The organism is Salinibacter grassmerensis (assembly GCF_947077765.1).
Lineage (GTDB): Bacteria > Bacteroidota > Rhodothermia > Rhodothermales > Salinibacteraceae > Salinibacter > Salinibacter grassmerensis.
This window is the reverse complement of record NZ_CAMTTF010000003.1, coordinates 282,827-297,370: the sequence shown is the minus strand read 5'-3', so window position 1 is coordinate 297,370 and position 14,544 is coordinate 282,827. Positions and strand designations below refer to the sequence as shown.

Genomic DNA, 14,544 nt, shown 5'->3' with positions numbered 1-14,544 from the left:
CGTCCGGCACGGCCCCACCGCCCGTCGCTACTGCGTAGGCCAGGTGGGAAAACCGTCGCAGGGATGGGTTGCGGTCGACTGAGTCAGATCAGACCGTGCCGAAGTCCCTGTTGAACTTGGTGTAGTTTTCCGTCTTCGATGACCCCGTCAGCAAACCCGTTGAGGAAGCGGGCCCTTCAGACTGGTCCTGCGTCCTTCCTTCTCGCAAGAAGCCCCTGGATCAGAACACCAGTGGGCCCCGGAGTCTTCAGCCGTGGCAGAGACGGCCCCGTCCGTTCCGGACGTCTTTCGGCGATGTGCGGGTATGCCTCTGCGGCGATGTGAGTCCCCCCAGGCTGCTGGGCATACTCGAAGCCATTGTAATGGCCGACCAGAACGCCGATACCCGCCGCATTCCCCGACGCAGCGGTCCAATACAAGAGCCGATGGGTCTACGCGTCTTCCCGACGCGGGGCCAGCACGTAGAGCACCGCCATCCGCAGGGCGACCCCGTTCGTGACCTGGCTCAGGATGATGGACCGCTCATGGTCCACGACGGCGTCGGTCAATTCAATGCCCCGATTGACCGGCCCCGGATGCATGATCAAAAGGTCGGGGTGGCGGCGCAGGTGATCGGCCGTGATGCCGAACTGGCGGTGGTACTCCCGCGTGCTGGGAAAGAGGCCCTCGTCCTGCCGCTCCATCTGGATGCGAAGGGCCATGGCAATGTCGCACCCGTCCAGCGCCTCCTCGAGTCGGGTCGTGGTGCGGACGTCCATCGCCGCCTCCATCTCTACCGGCAACATGGTCTCCGGCCCGCAGAGCGTGACGGTGGCCCCGAGCGTGGTAAGGGCCTGTATGTTGGAGCGGGCGACGCGGCTGTGGGTGATGTCGCCGACGATGGAGACATTCAGGTCCTCGAACGAGTCGACGTGGGCCCGCATCGTGAGCACGTCGAGCAGTGCCTGAGTTGGATGGGCGTGGGCCCCGTCGCCGGCGTTTAGGATGACGCTGTCGGTACAGCGGGCGAGAAAGTGAGGGGCCCCAGGCGAGGGATGTCGGAGCACCACTACGTCCACCTTCATCGCCTCCACGTTTCGGGCCGTATCCTTCAGCGTCTCCCCCTTCGTGACCGACGAGCTGGACTTCGAGAGGCTCAGGGTCTCGGCGGAGAGGCGGCCGGCGGCCAGGCCGAACGAGAGCTTTGTCCGGGTGGAGGGCTCAAAGAAGAGGCTGGCGACCGAGGTGCCCTGCAGCGTGGGCACCTGTCGGATGGGGCGGTCCAGCACCTCCCGGAACTCCTGGGCGGTGTCGAGCAGATATTGAATCTCGTCGGCTTCGTAGGTGGAGAGATCCAGAAGGTGCTGATGGCGTAGCTCGTCCGGACGATCCAGTGCGGCAGACGATTCGGGGGCGGCCATAGGAGGGGCGGAGGAGAAGAAATACAGGGATTCGAAAAATCGTGGCGAGGAAAGGTCCGCTCAACGCTCATCGTCGGCGGACGGGCGGGATGCAGGGGTGTTGACCAGCCACACCCCGTCCTTCGCGTCGACCTCTTCGACGCGAACCCGCACTTCCTCGCCGGGCAGGGTGGGCACCTCGCGCCCCACGATGTCCACTGAGATGGGGAGCTCGCGATGCCGGCGGTCGATGATGGTGAGGAACTGAATGGTGGCGGGGCGGCCCCGATCCATCAGGGCATCGAGGGCGGCGCGCCCGGTCCGGCCGGTGAACACCACGTCGTCGACGAGCACGAGCTCCCGGTCCGTCACGTCGAACGGAATGCGTGTGGTCTGAATGTCGGGCTGCTCCAGCCGCAGGCGGACGTCGTCCCGGTACATGGTCACGTCGAGAAGCCCCAGGGGCAGCTCCAGTCCCGTCTGGGTTTCAATGCGTCGTTGGAGGCGGCGCGCGAGGTGCACCCCTCGCGTCTGCATGCCCACGAGGGCAAACGTGTCGGTGGGGGACGCCGCCGTCTCGGGGTCGAAGCGCTCGATGATTTGCTGGGCCATGCGGTCCAGCGTCCGCCCGAGGTCCTGGGCCGTCATGAGGTGCGCTTTGATGCGATCGTCGGACGACATGGAGGCGTCGGGCACGGTGAGAGCGGGGAGGTGCTGGGGAGAGGGCGGAGCCGCCATTTGGGCAACTCGTCACCCCCAAGGAACCGAACAGCAGGCAAACTTTCTAACGGGTCCGGTGCATTTCGGAATTTGCCATTTTCTTTATGGCCGAATCGAACACCGCGCGCCGCTACCTCGACCCCGTTGCCGTGTCGCAGCTCGAGACCATGGAGCTGCGGGCGCGACTGATCGTGGAGGGGTTCATCACGGGCCTTCACCAGAGCCCCTACCACGGCTTCTCAGTCGAGTTTGCCGAGCACCGCCCCTACAACCCGGGCGACGAGCTCCGGCACGTCGACTGGAAGGTCTACGCGAAGACCGACCGCTACTACATCAAGCAGTACGAGGAGGAGACCAACCTCCGCAACTACGTCGTCCTCGATACCTCCGCCTCCATGCGCTACGCGGGCGACGGCGAGCTCTCGAAGCTCGACTACGGGTCGTACCTCGCCGCGGGGCTGCATAACCTCATGCTCAGGCAGCGGGACGCCACGGGGCTCATTGGGTTTGACGAGTCCGTGCATACCTTTCGGCCCCCGAAGGCGACCCAGGGGTACCTTCGGCAGCTGCTCGTTGCCCTCGAGCAGTTTCACCAGCAGGAGGCCGCGGAGCAGCGCACGAACGCGGCCGCCGCGCTCGAAGAAGTGGCTGAGCGGGTCAAGCGCCGATCCCTCATCATTGTGATCACGGATCTCTTCGAAAACGTCGCGGCCCACGACGATCTGCTGCGGGCCCTCCGGCACCTCCGGCACCGGGGGCACGAACTCATCGTTTTCCACGTCCTGGAGGGCCAGACCGAGCGGCAATTTCAGTTTCCGGATCGGCCCATGCTGTTTCGAGACGTGGAGACCGGCGAAGAGGTGTCGCTCCGGCCCGCTCAACTCCGCGACCACTACACCGAGGCCGTGGAGCACTTCACCGAAACCTTCCGCCGCAACTGCCTGGAGCACGACATCGACTTCGCAGAACTCGACACGAACGAGGCCTACGACACGGCGCTCCTGGCGTACCTCAACAAGCGATCTCGTTTGGTGTAGCCGTCCGTCACGGGCGGGCCACCGTCTCCGACGTCGGCGCCGCGAGGGCGTCCACGTGGTCCAACAGGGCCGCCTGCGCCTCCGACTCCGGAAGTGCCACGATCACGGGGGCGTCGTTCGTCCGGACACAAAGGACCTGCTCCGGAACCGCACTGGCAAACACCTGCGTGGCGGCGTAACGGCGGTAGTGACGGTGGTAGCGCTGGGCCGAGATGAGACGTACGTCCTGAATGTCGGGCGGCGAGAGCGCGCGGGTCTTGTCTCCTTGCTGAAGGGTGACCGCATTCGGCTGGCACGTCACGCGAACCGCTGGCCGGAAGCCCACGAGGCCGGCCCCAGCCAACACCAGAACCGACCCCACCTGTGTCTGCCAAAACAGGGGTTCCCACGTCTGAGACGCGGAAAGGGTTGAGGTCAAGAGCGCCCAGCCCAAGTAGTGCGCCATCAGCAGAACGACGGTGAGGCCCGCCATGGCCACGAGGTAGAGCGCTTCGCCCCGCAGACGGTCGTCCGTCCAGGCCCGAACCATGCGTCCGAGGGCGGAGGCGCTGGGGCAATAGGTCCGGGGGGCCTCGAACGTCCGTGTCACGATGCTCATTGGAAGTCGATGGGAAAGAAGCCCTCGTAGAAGGGCACTCGACGGCCGACGGGGTCACGTCAGTCTGTTAGTCGTTGAGACCCATCCACTAACAGCGCGAACGCGGGTGGGTTGCGCAGGCCCCGACCCAGGGCAAACATATTTCATGGGGCGCCATATTCGCTGAGGTCGAGCGTCAACTCCTCCCGGAAGGCCCGGTAGCCCGTCATCAAGATTGCGGTCACGGGCACGGCAATCAGGAGGCCAAAGACACCGAGTAGCGTTCCGAAGACCAGCAGGGAGAACAGCACGAGAAGCGGGTGCAGACCGACCTGATAGCTGAGGATGTTTGGGGTCAACACGCTCTGCTCAAGCAGGCTCTCGCCGAGGAGGACGGCGATCACGGTCACGGCCTTGACCCAGCTCCCAAGGATGAGCGCCACCAGAGCCCCTACGACCATCGTGATGAGGGCACCAATCTGCGGGATGAGGTTGAGGAGGCCGGCGAGCAGACCGATCAGAAGCCAGAACGGGATGTCGAACAGAAACAGGAGCGCCGACACATTGATCGTGGCGATGGTGCTGATGAGGAGCTGTCCGCGAAAATACCGGCCCACAATGCTTCCGGCTTCTACGAGGTAGTCGCGCCGCCCGCCCGCCGTGGGAAAGAGGTCGACTAGGCCCGACTGGACCGTTGGGTAGTCCTTGAGGGTGTAGAAGAGAATGACGGGCACCAGGGCCAAAAGCGTGACAACGCCCAAAAACGATCCCAGGGAGGCGACCAGGTCCTCGGCGGCGCTGGGCAGACGGCCGGCCTGTTCCTTGATCAGGGCCTGGAGCTGGGCAATCACCTCCTGCTTCTGGAGGAGCCCGGCCCCTTCGAGGGTGTCCAGAACCGTCGAGGCCTCCAGCCACGTGCGCAGGGTCTGGACGGTGCCGAGCACCCGATCGGAGAGGGCCTGTGCCTGATTGGCGATGTTCGGGGCGAGAATGAGAATGAACAAGACGAAGACGCCCACCACTAGGCTCGTGATCACGAGTGAGGGCAGCCATCGGGGCACCTGATAGCGTTCTCTGAGCCGCTCGACGAGCGGATTCAGGAGGTAGGCCAGGAGGTAGACGGCCGCAAACGGAACGAGGACACGACTTACCTTGTCCAGTGTCCAGAGCAGCAGTAGCAGTCCGCCGGAGAGCAGCAGGGCCCGGACGGCCTTGTGGCCGCGCAAGGGCCAGAGGAGAACGATTCCCGCAAGGCCCACGAGGGCCGGGGACAGAAATCCGTTCTCTGGTGGGGGCGTGTGCATCTCGTACAGCATCACGAGAAAGAGCACGACGCCACCCGCGACGAGAACCGCTTCAAACGCCACCCTGCGGAGCCGCTCCAGGCGAGACCCCGCGAACGATGACGATTCGGAGGAGGACGAGTCCGACGGGTCGAGGGACACGACCGAATCGGACGACTCCGAAGATTCGGGCGAGGAAGAGTCGGGGGCCATGAGACGCGGAGTGGGCTTTGGCAGACCGACTGCTGCAAACTGCTGCCGTCCTGATGGGTTCGGGCCGCTGTTCGTTTTCGTTCGGCCGCTGGGCCGCGCTTGGTCGTTCCCGAGAGACCAGGGGCCTGCCCCCACATCCCTGGGTTCGGGGAAAAGGGAGCAGGGCTCGACCATTCCGTGCGCTAACGCAGTGCGGACCACGACGAATCCCCCTCCGCTTTTTGCCGAAAACTTGCTTTCTATTGTGGAGTCTACGAATCCGTCTGCATCGCTCCCCCCGCCCCTTCGAGGCATGGACTCAGGGGCATTTACGCGCCGCACGATTACCACTCGGTGGCCCCGGATCGCCGGTCGCGTCATCGCGGAAAACGACTTTCCCGACGCGATCAATGCTCGCATTCAGGCCCTCCGCGACGACCTCCCCGACGGGTCGATCCGGCCGCTTCGCGACGATGAGGCGCCCGACGCCGCCCTCTGGGCGGAGTACACGGCGCCCCACCTCGGGAAGACCTGGTTGGAGGTCCCATGGTTCTTCGGCGAGACCTATTTCTATCGTCGCCTTCTGGAGGCGACCGGGTTCTTCCGGGCCGGGGCCGGGCGTCAGTCCGACCCATTTACCAACCAGAAAGAGCAAGGCCTCACCCACACTGAGGACCGGATCGAGGCGCTGGCCCAGCGACGGAGCCGGGCCCGCGACGAGGAAGAAGAGACACGCTCCGTACTGACACGGTTGCTTCGTTCATCGCTCTGGGGCAACCAGGCAGACTTGAGCATGTGGACGGCCGAGGAGGAAGGCCCGGACCACAAGAATTCCGGGCAGGCCGAGGAGCACCTTCTGGTCGACGACACCCCCGAAGCGCTTGCGCAGCTCAAGAGATGTGATCGCCCGGCCCGAATCGACATTCTGGCCGACAATGCGGGGTTCGAACTCGTGTCCGACCTCGCCCTGATCGATGGCTTGCTCGCCGCTGAGGCTGTCGGGCAGGTGACTGTGCACCTGAAGGGGCACCCAACCTTCGTCTCCGACGCGACCGTCGACGATGTGCACGACACACTCGCCACCCTGGCCAACGCCGACGAGGCGTCTGTTCGGGCCTTGGTGGGGCGGCTGCACACAGCCCTCGCGACCGGACGCCTTCGCCTGCGGGACGGATGGATCTGGACCTCGCCGCTCCGGGCCCGGGAGCTCCCCGCTCACACTCGTGCGGAGATTGCCCGGGCCGACCTCCTGATCAGCAAGGGGGACGCCAACTACCGACGCCTCCTGGGAGATCGGCAGTGGGACGTCACGACCCCGTTTGCCGAGGCCATTGCGCCATTGCCAGTGTCGGTGTTGGCGCTCCGAACGCATAAGTCGGAGGTGGCCGCCGGGTTGCCGTCGGCCCGGATCGATCGGATCAGCGACAAGGACCCGGACTGGGCGGTGAATGGGGAGTGGGCCGTCATTCAATTTGCCCCGGCCGACCCCTCCCCGGAGGCCCGGCGTCCGTCCCTCACGATCTGAGAGCTCACACAGGAACGCCCCCGCGCCGAGATCGTGGAGGGACGAGCCATCAATTTCCATCTCATTCGGTCTCCAGATTCCATGTCGGACCGCCTGACGTCTCGCCAGCGCGCTCACCTTCGCAGTGAAGCTCACGGGCAGGATCCCCTCGTGCACATCGGCAAAGAGGGGGTGACCGACGCCGTCATGCAGTCGGTTGAGGAAGCCTTCAACACCCGCGAACTCGTCACCATCCGCGTGCTCGACAACGCCCCCCGCCCCGTCCGAGAGGTCTCGGAGGCGGTGGCGGACGCCCTGGAGGACGTGCAGGTGGTCCGCACGATTGGGGGAACAGCCCTGTTTTACCGCCCCCACCCCGATGACCCGGAGATCGACCTGCCGGCGTCAGGGGCCGAAGAATCGTAGGGGCCTCCCTACGCCTTCTGCGTCGTCCAGTATCGTTGCAGCCCCATCGCCGCCATCCAGCTCGGATTGGCCCGCTCGTAGCGTTCCCAGGCGTCGTGGCCGACGCCCTGTTCGGAGGCCTGGCCGCGCATCCACTCTGTCATGGCGTCCTGGAGCGCCTCCTCGCTGTCGTCCCACCCGGACAGCGTCCGCGCAGCCCAGTCGTCGGCGGTCTCGATGGCTGTGTCCAATCGTTCGAGGTGGGCAGAGAGATCGTCGTAGAGCCCAAAGTGAGTGGGGGCGAGGTGGCGAAGATCATGCCGGTCGGCCGCGGCCCGAAGTGCAGCTAGGCTCTCGCGCCAGGCATCGAGGTCAATTTCGGGGGGCGCGAGAGGAAGCTCCACGTGGCGCTCCCCGGGAATGCGGACGCCCCCCACGTCGCCGGTGAAGCAGACGTCCCCGACGACGTAGCTCATGTGGTGGGAGGCGTGTCCTGGGGTGTCGAGGGCAGTCAGGTCCTCCTCGCCCAGAGACACCGTGTCCCCGTCGTCCAGCGCGACGAGTTGGTCGTCGGGGACCGGATGCATCTCCCCCCAGAGCGCGTCCATGTCGTCTCCGTAAATTCGCCGGGCGCTCGCCAGCAGGCGTCCCGGGCCAGACAGGTGCGGGATCCCGACGTGATGGGCGTAGATCGTGGCGCCGTGCCGGGCAAAGTGGCCCGCCGCCCCGGCGTGGTCGAGGTGGATGTGGGTCAGAAACACCTCCGAGATGTCCGCCGGGGTGAGGCCCCGGGCGGCCAACCGGGCCTGCAGCGTGGGAAAGGTGGAGCCGGGTCCCGTCTCGATCAGGGCCACCCCATCGGCGTGAGGATAGAGGTACGCCGCGATGATGTGCTGTCGATCCTGAAAGTGGAGGTCGAGCGTGTCGAGCCGGTCGAGCATGGCAGGGAGGACGAAGTGGATGAAGGCCGGCAATCTCTCGCCGCCGCGGACGAGGCGTTGAGGACGATGACCCAATCGGGACTCACGTTGCCCTAATCAGACGTTGCCCCAATCAGTTGGGACACCCTGCCCCGTCGGCGCTCGGCCGCAGCAGACGGCGCACCTCGTGGAGCAATGATTCACTACCGGCCGTGACCAGACTACCGCCAAATACGACGTCGTCTGCATCCGCGGCAAGCGGTTGGGCAACGCCGCCAGCCTCCCGCACGCAGGGCACGAGGGCGGCCACGTCCCATGGATTCATGAGCGTGTCCACGGCCGCGTGGGTGCGCCCTCGGGCTACAAGGGCGTGCTGAATGCAGTCCGTGACGAACCGAAACTTGCCGGCCTGCCGGACCAGGTCGGTGAGGCGGTAAGGCGTCTGGTCGGCCTCCGCCGTGACGTCGGAGCTGTGCAGGGCCGTGGTCGTGACGGTGGCGGCATCGAGGGACTCGACCGAGTCTGTGGTCACTTCGTGCTCGGCCTCCTCCGTCCGAAACCAGCAGCCTTCTCCCCGGGCGGCGTACACGGTTTCGTCGAGCGCCGGAAAGTGAATGACTCCGGCGACCGGCGTGCCGTTCTCCAGAAGCCCCACCAGCGTGCCGAAGAGGGGTACGCCAATCGTAAACCCGGCGGTCCCGTCCACGGGGTCGAGCACCCACTGGTACCGAGCATCATCGGGGCCGCTCTCGCCAAACTCCTCCCCAAGGACTGCGTGGTCGGGGCGCTCGTCGGCCAAGTGCTCACGCATGACCCGCTCGGCTTCACGGTCCGCCTCCGTGACCTCCGTGCCGTCCGGCTTGTGGGTGACACTGGCGGTACGGAAGCGGGGAAGGATTTCGTCTTCGGCGATGTGGGCCAGGTCGAGGGCAAAGTCGAGCTCAGAAGAGAGGGAGGGCATCAGGGCGAAGTTGTGTTGTCGGAAAGCGAGTCGTGAGTCCCTTCGGGCGGTCGACCCCGAGGGAATTACGATGCGGATGCATCCGCGGCGATTTCGTTGAGCGTCCGGCGGGCCGCCTGTTGCTCGGCGTCCTGCTTGCTGCCGGCGGTTCCCTGTTCGTGGGCCGTGTCGCCGATTCGCACCTCCACCGTAAAGGTTTTGTCGTGGCTCGGGCCCTTCTCCTGGACGACGTGATAGGTAGGCTGAGGGCGCCCCCGTGCCTGGAGGTGCTCGAGCAACTGGCTCTTGTAGTTTTCGTCCCGGGTCGCCACGTCCTGCAGGTCAATGGGGGCGAGCACCTGGTCCTGCACGAACCCCCGCGCTGCCGCGTATCCCAGGTCCAGATAGATCGCCCCCACAAAGGCCTCGAACGCATCGGCAAGGATGCTGGGGTTATCGCGCCCATTTCCTTCGGCCGCGTTCTCGCTCATCAGAAGGTGGGGGCCGAGGCCAAGATGACGGGCGTAGGTGGCCAGGGGGCGTTCGCTCACGAGTCGGGCCCGAAGTCGGGTGAGCGCGCCCTCGTCCTTCTCCGGAAAGCGCTCGTAGAGCACCTCCCCCACGAACACATCAAGGAGAGCGTCCCCCAGAAACTCAAGCCGCTCGTTCGACTCGAACGTGCGCTCCGGATGAACGCGGAGCAACGATCGGTGAGTGAGGGCCCGCCGGTAGTGAGAGAGATCGTCGACCGGCCCCCCCACGAGCCGTTCGACTGCGGCTGCGTTGACCTGTACGCCGGGGGGAAGGGATTGACTCATGCGCCGCTGGGACAAGAATTGCGAGAGAGATAAAGGAGTGCACCTACGTAGGGGACTTCGCTGGGATCTATTGAATCGACGAAGACGATCCGGAATTGTCGAAGAAGAAACGAACGACCGCCGGACCACCGCTCGATGAACGGTCGTGGAATTCGGTGTCACGTCCTGTCCCATCACATCTCTCGGGCTATGCCACTTGTCTCTGTAAATCCCACGACCGAACAAGAGATCGAACGGTACGCGGTGCACACTGGCCAAGAGGTCGAGCGCCGGCTCGAGCGAGCCGCATCGGCCTTCGACGTGAACCGGCGCCGCTCGTTCGACGAGCGGGCCGCACGGCTCGAGCGGGCCGCCGACCTTCTCGAAGACAAAGCCCCTGCGCTTGGGGCCCTCATGACCGAGGAGATGGGAAAGCCCCTCACGCAGGCGCAGGGCGAAGCCGAGAAGTGTGCGTGGGTCTGTCGGTACTACGCGGAGCACGGCGCCGACTTCTTGGCCGACCGGGCGGTGGAGACACCTGCGCAGAAAAGCTATGTCTCCCACGAGCCCCTCGGGCCCATTCTGGCCGTCATGCCGTGGAATTTCCCATTCTGGCAGGCGTTTCGGTTTAGCGCACCCACCCTCATGGCCGGCAACGTGGTCCTGCTGAAGCACGCGCCGAACGTAACGGGGTGCGCCGAGGCGATCGCGGAGCTGCTGCAGGAGGCCGGATTTGCGGATCACGAGCTGCAGGTGCTGCGCGTCGACGAAGAGACTGTCGGGACCGTTCTGGAAGATCACCGCGTCCGGGGCGCCACACTCACCGGAAGCGTGCCGGCCGGGGCGGCGGTTGCCCAGCAGGCGGCGGCCCAGATCAAGCCGACGGTACTGGAGCTTGGCGGCTCCGATCCGTTCATCGTCTGTGCCGACGCCGACCTGGCGGCGGCCGCCTCCGTGGGGTGCACGGCGCGCATGCAGAACAATGGTCAGAGCTGCATCGCCGCAAAACGCTTCATCGTGGAGCGGGCCGTGCTCGACGACTTCCGAGAGCGGCTGGTCGAGCATGTGGAGGCCCTCACTGTCGGCGTCCCAAAAGACCAGGAGACGGACGTCGGGCCGATGGCGCGCGGCGATCTGCGCGACACGGTGCACGACCAGGTGGAGCGGGCCATTGGAGAAGGGGCCGTGGCTATCACGGGAGGACACACGCTCGAGCGCGACGGGTTCTTTTACGCCCCGACCGTCCTCACCGACGTGGCCCCCGGCACAGTGGCCTTCGACGAAGAGATCTTTGGCCCCGTGGCGTCCATCATCGCGGCCGACGACGCCGAGCACGCCGTGGCCCTTGCCAACGACACTCGGTTCGGGCTCGGGGGAAGCATTTTCACCCAGGACCTCGACAGGGGAGAGCAAATGGCCCGCAGCCTAGAGGTCGGGTGTGTCTTCGTGAACGAGATGACGAAGAGCGACCCTCGCGTTCCGTTCGGGGGCATTAAAGACAGCGGCTACGGCCGCGAGCTGTCGCACCACGGGATTCGTGAGTTCGTGAACATCAAAACTGTGTGGGTCGAGGACTGAGGGAGCGCCTCGGGCCGGTGCCTCCTGCAGGCAAGAAAGATTCGGCCTTCCCCAGAAGAATATGCCGGAGATGGACGGCCGTCAGGTCGACGGGGCAAAGGCCGGTACGGAGGCGCTCAGAACTCGCCGGGAGACCCACGCAAATGTGCGCTCTCCCTCTCTGCAAGCAGGATGAAACCCGACATGCTCTTGATTATCCTCGGTGGGAGCGAAGCGAAACGAAGTTGAGCCCCTGCCGTGAGAGAACCCGTCGCTTTTCACTCCAGACAGACATTGATTAAGCCTTGTGGCCCCCAACTCCGATTCCCAAGGCGCGGTGTTCTGGGATTGGCTGCGTCCCCTCTTTTCTCCGGGCGACGAGCCCCGACGGGATGGAGACCCGCAGCGCGGCATGGCCCTGACGGTGTGCGTCCTGCTCTCTTGCGTCCTGTGGCTGTCGCTGACCCTCGGGGAGCAGCGCACACAGACCGTCCGGCTGCCGGTCGAGGTCGTGGAAACCCCCGCGGGACAGGCCCTTGCGGAGGTGCCCCCGACACACGTGCAGGTGCAGGTGCAGGGCCGAGGGCTCGAGCTTCTCCGCCTGCTCTACAATCCCCCCATCGTAGAGGTGAATGCCACCACGAGTCGAGTCGATGTGGCCGACGAGGTGACCCTGCCGCAGGGAACATCGCTCCAAATCGATGCCGTCACGCCCGCCTCGTTCGACATGGCCTTGGAGCCTCGTCGGACCCGAAAGGTGCCGGTCCAAAGTCGTGTGGAGGTTGATCTCGCGTCCGACTATGAGTTGATCGGCGACCCGGACCTTGTGCCCGACTCGGTGGAAATAGAGGGGGCGGAGTCAGTAGTTGAGGGGGCGAACGCGTGGCCGACCACGGCGCGCACCATCGAGAACCTCCAGGATACCGTCGAGGTGGAGGTCCCCCTGGCCGATACGCTTCGCCGGCTCGTGGACGCGCAGCCACAGTCGGTCCGGGTGACGGCGCGAGCGGGGCGGTTTGTAACGGAAAAGCGAGAGGTAGCGGTGGACGTGACCGGTGTCCCGTCCGGTCAAGACCTCGTGTCGCTCCAGCCCTCCACGATTCGGATTCGGTATCGGGTCCTGTTTCGCGACATGTTCAAAGCGCGTCGTGCCCCGGGATTCTTCGCCACCGTCTCGTACGACCAAATTCGCTCCGACACGACCGGATACGTCACGCCACGTGTGCACGTCCCCTCCGACCTATACATCCGTGACTCGGAACCCATTCCGTCGCGGCTGCGCTACTACACCTTTGTCTCTGAAAGCTAGCGCACGGCGAGGAGGAAAATGAGGAACGCGCTGTCTCGGGGACAGCCGTGAGTCTTGAATGCACGCCTTGAGTCTGCCTGATGATCTTTCTGGTCTTTGCCGTGGCGAGCAGTGTCGCCATCGGCATGATCTTCAAACATGCCGGTCGGCAGCGGCTGGACCGGACGGCCCTCCTGACCGTGAATTACGCCGCGGCCGTGGCCGTAGCGGTGGGGCTTCAGCGCCTGGGGGGCCGGGAAGTCGACCAGGGACTCACACTCTCCGGGGAGATGATGGCACTCGGCGCAGGAACGGGAGGCGTGCTGATTGCGGGATTCTTCGTGCTGGCGTGGGCCACGGAGGTGGCGGGAATGTCGCTTGCAGTTGGGGTCATGCGGGTATCCGTCGTCGTGCCTTTCCTGGCATCGTGGGGAGTTTGGGGGGAGGTGCCGACCCTGGCGCAGGGTGTTGGAATGGTCCTGGCCATGGGAGCATTTTTCTTGCTGGCCCACCGGCGGTCGACCCCCGAGCCCGTTCCGGCCGGAACGCCGCCCACGGACGAGACGGCGGCCGCGCCGCGCTCGGTCTTCTCCCGCATCGACTGGTTCGCCGCGGGGGTTCTCGCCCTGACCTTTTGCTTTGGGGGCGCCGTCGACGTGCTGATGAAGACGTTCGAGGAAGGCTTTGGGGCCGAGAACAGCCGCGTGTTGTTTCTGCTCTTGGCGTTCGGGGTCGCCTTCCTCGTGGGGGCCGTCATCGTCGTGCGTCAGGGGCTTCGGAATGGGGAGTGGCCCACGCTTCCGACCGTTGGGTGGGGGATCCTGCTCGGCATCGCGAACTACGCTTCGCTCGAGTTTCTGCTCCGTGCCATCCAGGTCCTTCCGGGGCCATTCGTCTTCCCGGCAAACAACATTGCCATCATGGTCTTTGCGGCCCTGCTTGGGGTGACCGTTTGGGGGGAGCGGCTCTCGCGCCCAAATCGAATCGGCCTTGCGCTGGCCTGCGTCGCTCTCGTGCTGCTTGGGCTGTGATGTGCCTCCCTGCTCGACGTCTCCTCGGCATTTTCTGTCACCGACTATGACCGCAACCATGCGCGCCGCCATTGGGGGCGGTGTGATTGTGGGCCTCCTTCTGGTGGGGGTTCTGCTCTGGGAACGCGGCCCGTCGGACGCGACGGTACAGAAGACCGTCCTCACGACGATTCAGGACGAAGCCCCGGCCTCTTTTCTTGTCACGGGCACCCTGAACATACGGGTGACGGTACGGGTGGACTCGGCGCGGTACCTCACGCCCTCGTGGCTGACGTACCTGCTGCGACAGACCCAGCCGAGTGCTCTCCCGCTCCTGCAGGGCGGGTCGGAGACGCGGGTTCGGGTGCCTGGGACGGTATCGTACGGCTTCGACGTGCAAACGCTCGACGCATCGATGATTGCGGTGGAAGACAAGGGACCGGTGGGCGTCGCCCTGCCGCCGCTCACCGTCCACAGCGTGGAGCCGGACGTTGGCCAATTGGAGGTGCGGTCTCAGGCGCGTGGATGGACGCGGGTCCTGCCGTCCGACATGACGGAGGCCGTCCGTAGGCAAGCGTTGGGGACCGTGACGGCCGCCTTCCGAGAGCAGGCGGAGCGTCGTCTAGCCTCCGCCACGCAGCCGCGCGTGAATACTGCACGCGCCCTGGAGAAAATGCTTCGGCCGGCCCTGCAGGCCGCGGGTGTGAAGGCGCCCCAGTTTCGAATACGGGTGGGCGACAAACTCGTCCTCCAACCAGAGGGGGGATAGGCACCTCATTCTTCGTGCGTCTTGGGTGTCCGTGACGGGACCGGTCCTGCCAGGCGGGAAAGTCCTTCAACTTTCAGTTTGAGTTGAAACTGCACCCCCCGGCCCCTGTACGGTCTTTTCGGTTGCAAAACCCACCATTGCTTCGTAGAACGTAAATCCCGGCTCA

Annotated in this window: 14 protein-coding genes; 7 read left to right on the top strand and 7 right to left on the bottom strand. The window is 65.3% G+C overall.

Annotation, left to right across the window (positions count from 1 at the left end; genetic code table 11):
• Positions 1–431: 431 nt before the first annotated feature.
• Together OJB03_RS08555 and pyrR are read right to left on the bottom strand one after the other, a co-directional pair.
• On the bottom strand, positions 432–1,400 hold the full coding sequence (locus OJB03_RS08555) for an aspartate carbamoyltransferase catalytic subunit (RefSeq protein WP_263786505.1): 969 nt from the start codon (positions 1,398–1,400) through the stop codon (positions 432–434).
• A gap of 60 nt (positions 1,401–1,460) precedes the next feature.
• On the bottom strand, positions 1,461–2,060 hold the full coding sequence (gene pyrR / locus OJB03_RS08550) for a bifunctional pyr operon transcriptional regulator/uracil phosphoribosyltransferase PyrR (RefSeq protein ID WP_272507282.1): 600 nt from the start codon (positions 2,058–2,060) through the stop codon (positions 1,461–1,463).
• Between the two features lie 143 nt (positions 2,061–2,203).
• Here pyrR and OJB03_RS08545 point away from each other — a divergent pair, with 143 nt between their 5' ends.
• Positions 2,204–3,136, top strand: a complete 933-nt coding sequence (locus tag OJB03_RS08545; protein WP_263786503.1) for a DUF58 domain-containing protein — start codon at positions 2,204–2,206, stop codon at positions 3,134–3,136.
• Between the two features lie 7 nt (positions 3,137–3,143).
• Here OJB03_RS08545 and OJB03_RS08540 read toward each other — a convergent pair whose 3' ends face one another.
• Both OJB03_RS08540 and OJB03_RS08535 read right to left on the bottom strand, forming a co-directional pair.
• Positions 3,144–3,734, bottom strand: coding sequence for a hypothetical protein (locus OJB03_RS08540; protein ID WP_263786502.1), 591 nt, complete (start codon positions 3,732–3,734; stop codon positions 3,144–3,146).
• A 143-nt stretch (positions 3,735–3,877) separates the two neighbouring features.
• Complete coding sequence (locus OJB03_RS08535; RefSeq protein ID WP_263786501.1) at positions 3,878–5,209, bottom strand: AI-2E family transporter; 1,332 nt, start codon at positions 5,207–5,209, stop codon at positions 3,878–3,880.
• A 244-nt stretch (positions 5,210–5,453) separates the two neighbouring features.
• Between OJB03_RS08535 and OJB03_RS08530 the strand changes: the two genes are divergently transcribed.
• A complete protein-coding gene (locus OJB03_RS08530; RefSeq protein ID WP_263786500.1) occupies positions 5,454–6,713 on the top strand; it encodes a damage-control phosphatase ARMT1 family protein in 1,260 nt (419 codons plus the stop codon).
• Between the two features lie 81 nt (positions 6,714–6,794).
• Positions 6,795–7,118, top strand: a complete 324-nt coding sequence (locus OJB03_RS08525; RefSeq protein ID WP_263786499.1) for a YhbY family RNA-binding protein — start codon at positions 6,795–6,797, stop codon at positions 7,116–7,118.
• A gap of 8 nt (positions 7,119–7,126) precedes the next feature.
• Here OJB03_RS08525 and OJB03_RS08520 read toward each other — a convergent pair whose 3' ends face one another.
• The 3 genes from OJB03_RS08520 to rnc form a co-directional block, all read right to left on the bottom strand.
• Positions 7,127–8,038, bottom strand: a complete 912-nt coding sequence (locus OJB03_RS08520) for an MBL fold metallo-hydrolase (protein WP_263786498.1) — start codon at positions 8,036–8,038, stop codon at positions 7,127–7,129.
• A 112-nt stretch (positions 8,039–8,150) separates the two neighbouring features.
• Positions 8,151–8,978 (bottom strand): inositol monophosphatase family protein, encoded by an 828-nt coding sequence (locus tag OJB03_RS08515; RefSeq protein ID WP_263786497.1) that lies wholly within the window; start codon positions 8,976–8,978, stop codon positions 8,151–8,153.
• Positions 8,979–9,043: 65 nt separating this feature from the next.
• The gene (rnc, locus tag OJB03_RS08510; RefSeq protein ID WP_263786496.1) at positions 9,044–9,775 is read right to left on the bottom strand and encodes a ribonuclease III; all 732 of its coding nucleotides are present in this window, start codon (positions 9,773–9,775) and stop codon (positions 9,044–9,046) included.
• 189 nt (positions 9,776–9,964) lie between these two features.
• Here rnc and OJB03_RS08505 point away from each other — a divergent pair, with 189 nt between their 5' ends.
• From OJB03_RS08505 to OJB03_RS08490, 4 genes are all read left to right on the top strand, one after another.
• A complete protein-coding gene (locus OJB03_RS08505) occupies positions 9,965–11,332 on the top strand; it encodes an NAD-dependent succinate-semialdehyde dehydrogenase (RefSeq protein WP_263786495.1) in 1,368 nt (455 codons plus the stop codon).
• Positions 11,333–11,618: 286 nt separating this feature from the next.
• Complete coding sequence (locus OJB03_RS08500) at positions 11,619–12,620, top strand: YbbR-like domain-containing protein (RefSeq protein WP_263786494.1); 1,002 nt, start codon at positions 11,619–11,621, stop codon at positions 12,618–12,620.
• An 80-nt stretch (positions 12,621–12,700) separates the two neighbouring features.
• Complete coding sequence (locus OJB03_RS08495; protein ID WP_263786493.1) at positions 12,701–13,630, top strand: hypothetical protein; 930 nt, start codon at positions 12,701–12,703, stop codon at positions 13,628–13,630.
• Between the two features lie 46 nt (positions 13,631–13,676).
• Positions 13,677–14,378 carry a DUF4230 domain-containing protein gene (locus OJB03_RS08490; RefSeq protein WP_263786492.1) on the top strand — a complete coding sequence of 234 codons (702 nt, stop codon included), beginning with the start codon at positions 13,677–13,679 and terminating at the stop codon, positions 14,376–14,378.
• The last annotated feature ends 166 nt before the right edge of the window (positions 14,379–14,544 follow it).

Bases quoted from the DNA above. Each gene is read 5' to 3' on its own strand.
- OJB03_RS08515 (WP_263786497.1), bottom strand. From the start codon at position 8,978: ATGCCCTCCCTCTCTTCTGAGCTCGACTTTGCCCTCGACCTGGCCCAC.
- OJB03_RS08535 (WP_263786501.1), bottom strand. From the start codon at position 5,209: ATGGCCCCCGACTCTTCCTCGCCCGAATCTTCGGAGTCGTCCGATTCG.
- OJB03_RS08540 (WP_263786502.1), bottom strand. From the start codon at position 3,734: ATGAGCATCGTGACACGGACGTTCGAGGCCCCCCGGACCTATTGCCCC.
- OJB03_RS08545 (WP_263786503.1), top strand. From the start codon at position 2,204: ATGGCCGAATCGAACACCGCGCGCCGCTACCTCGACCCCGTTGCCGTG.
- rnc (WP_263786496.1), bottom strand. From the start codon at position 9,775: ATGAGTCAATCCCTTCCCCCCGGCGTACAGGTCAACGCAGCCGCAGTC.
- pyrR (WP_272507282.1), bottom strand. From the start codon at position 2,060: ATGTCGTCCGACGATCGCATCAAAGCGCACCTCATGACGGCCCAGGAC.
- OJB03_RS08520 (WP_263786498.1), bottom strand. From the start codon at position 8,038: ATGCTCGACCGGCTCGACACGCTCGACCTCCACTTTCAGGATCGACAG.
- OJB03_RS08505 (WP_263786495.1), top strand. From the start codon at position 9,965: ATGCCACTTGTCTCTGTAAATCCCACGACCGAACAAGAGATCGAACGG.
- OJB03_RS08490 (WP_263786492.1), top strand. From the start codon at position 13,677: ATGACCGCAACCATGCGCGCCGCCATTGGGGGCGGTGTGATTGTGGGC.
- OJB03_RS08525 (WP_263786499.1), top strand. From the start codon at position 6,795: ATGTCGGACCGCCTGACGTCTCGCCAGCGCGCTCACCTTCGCAGTGAA.
- OJB03_RS08495 (WP_263786493.1), top strand. From the start codon at position 12,701: ATGATCTTTCTGGTCTTTGCCGTGGCGAGCAGTGTCGCCATCGGCATG.
- OJB03_RS08555 (WP_263786505.1), bottom strand. From the start codon at position 1,400: ATGGCCGCCCCCGAATCGTCTGCCGCACTGGATCGTCCGGACGAGCTA.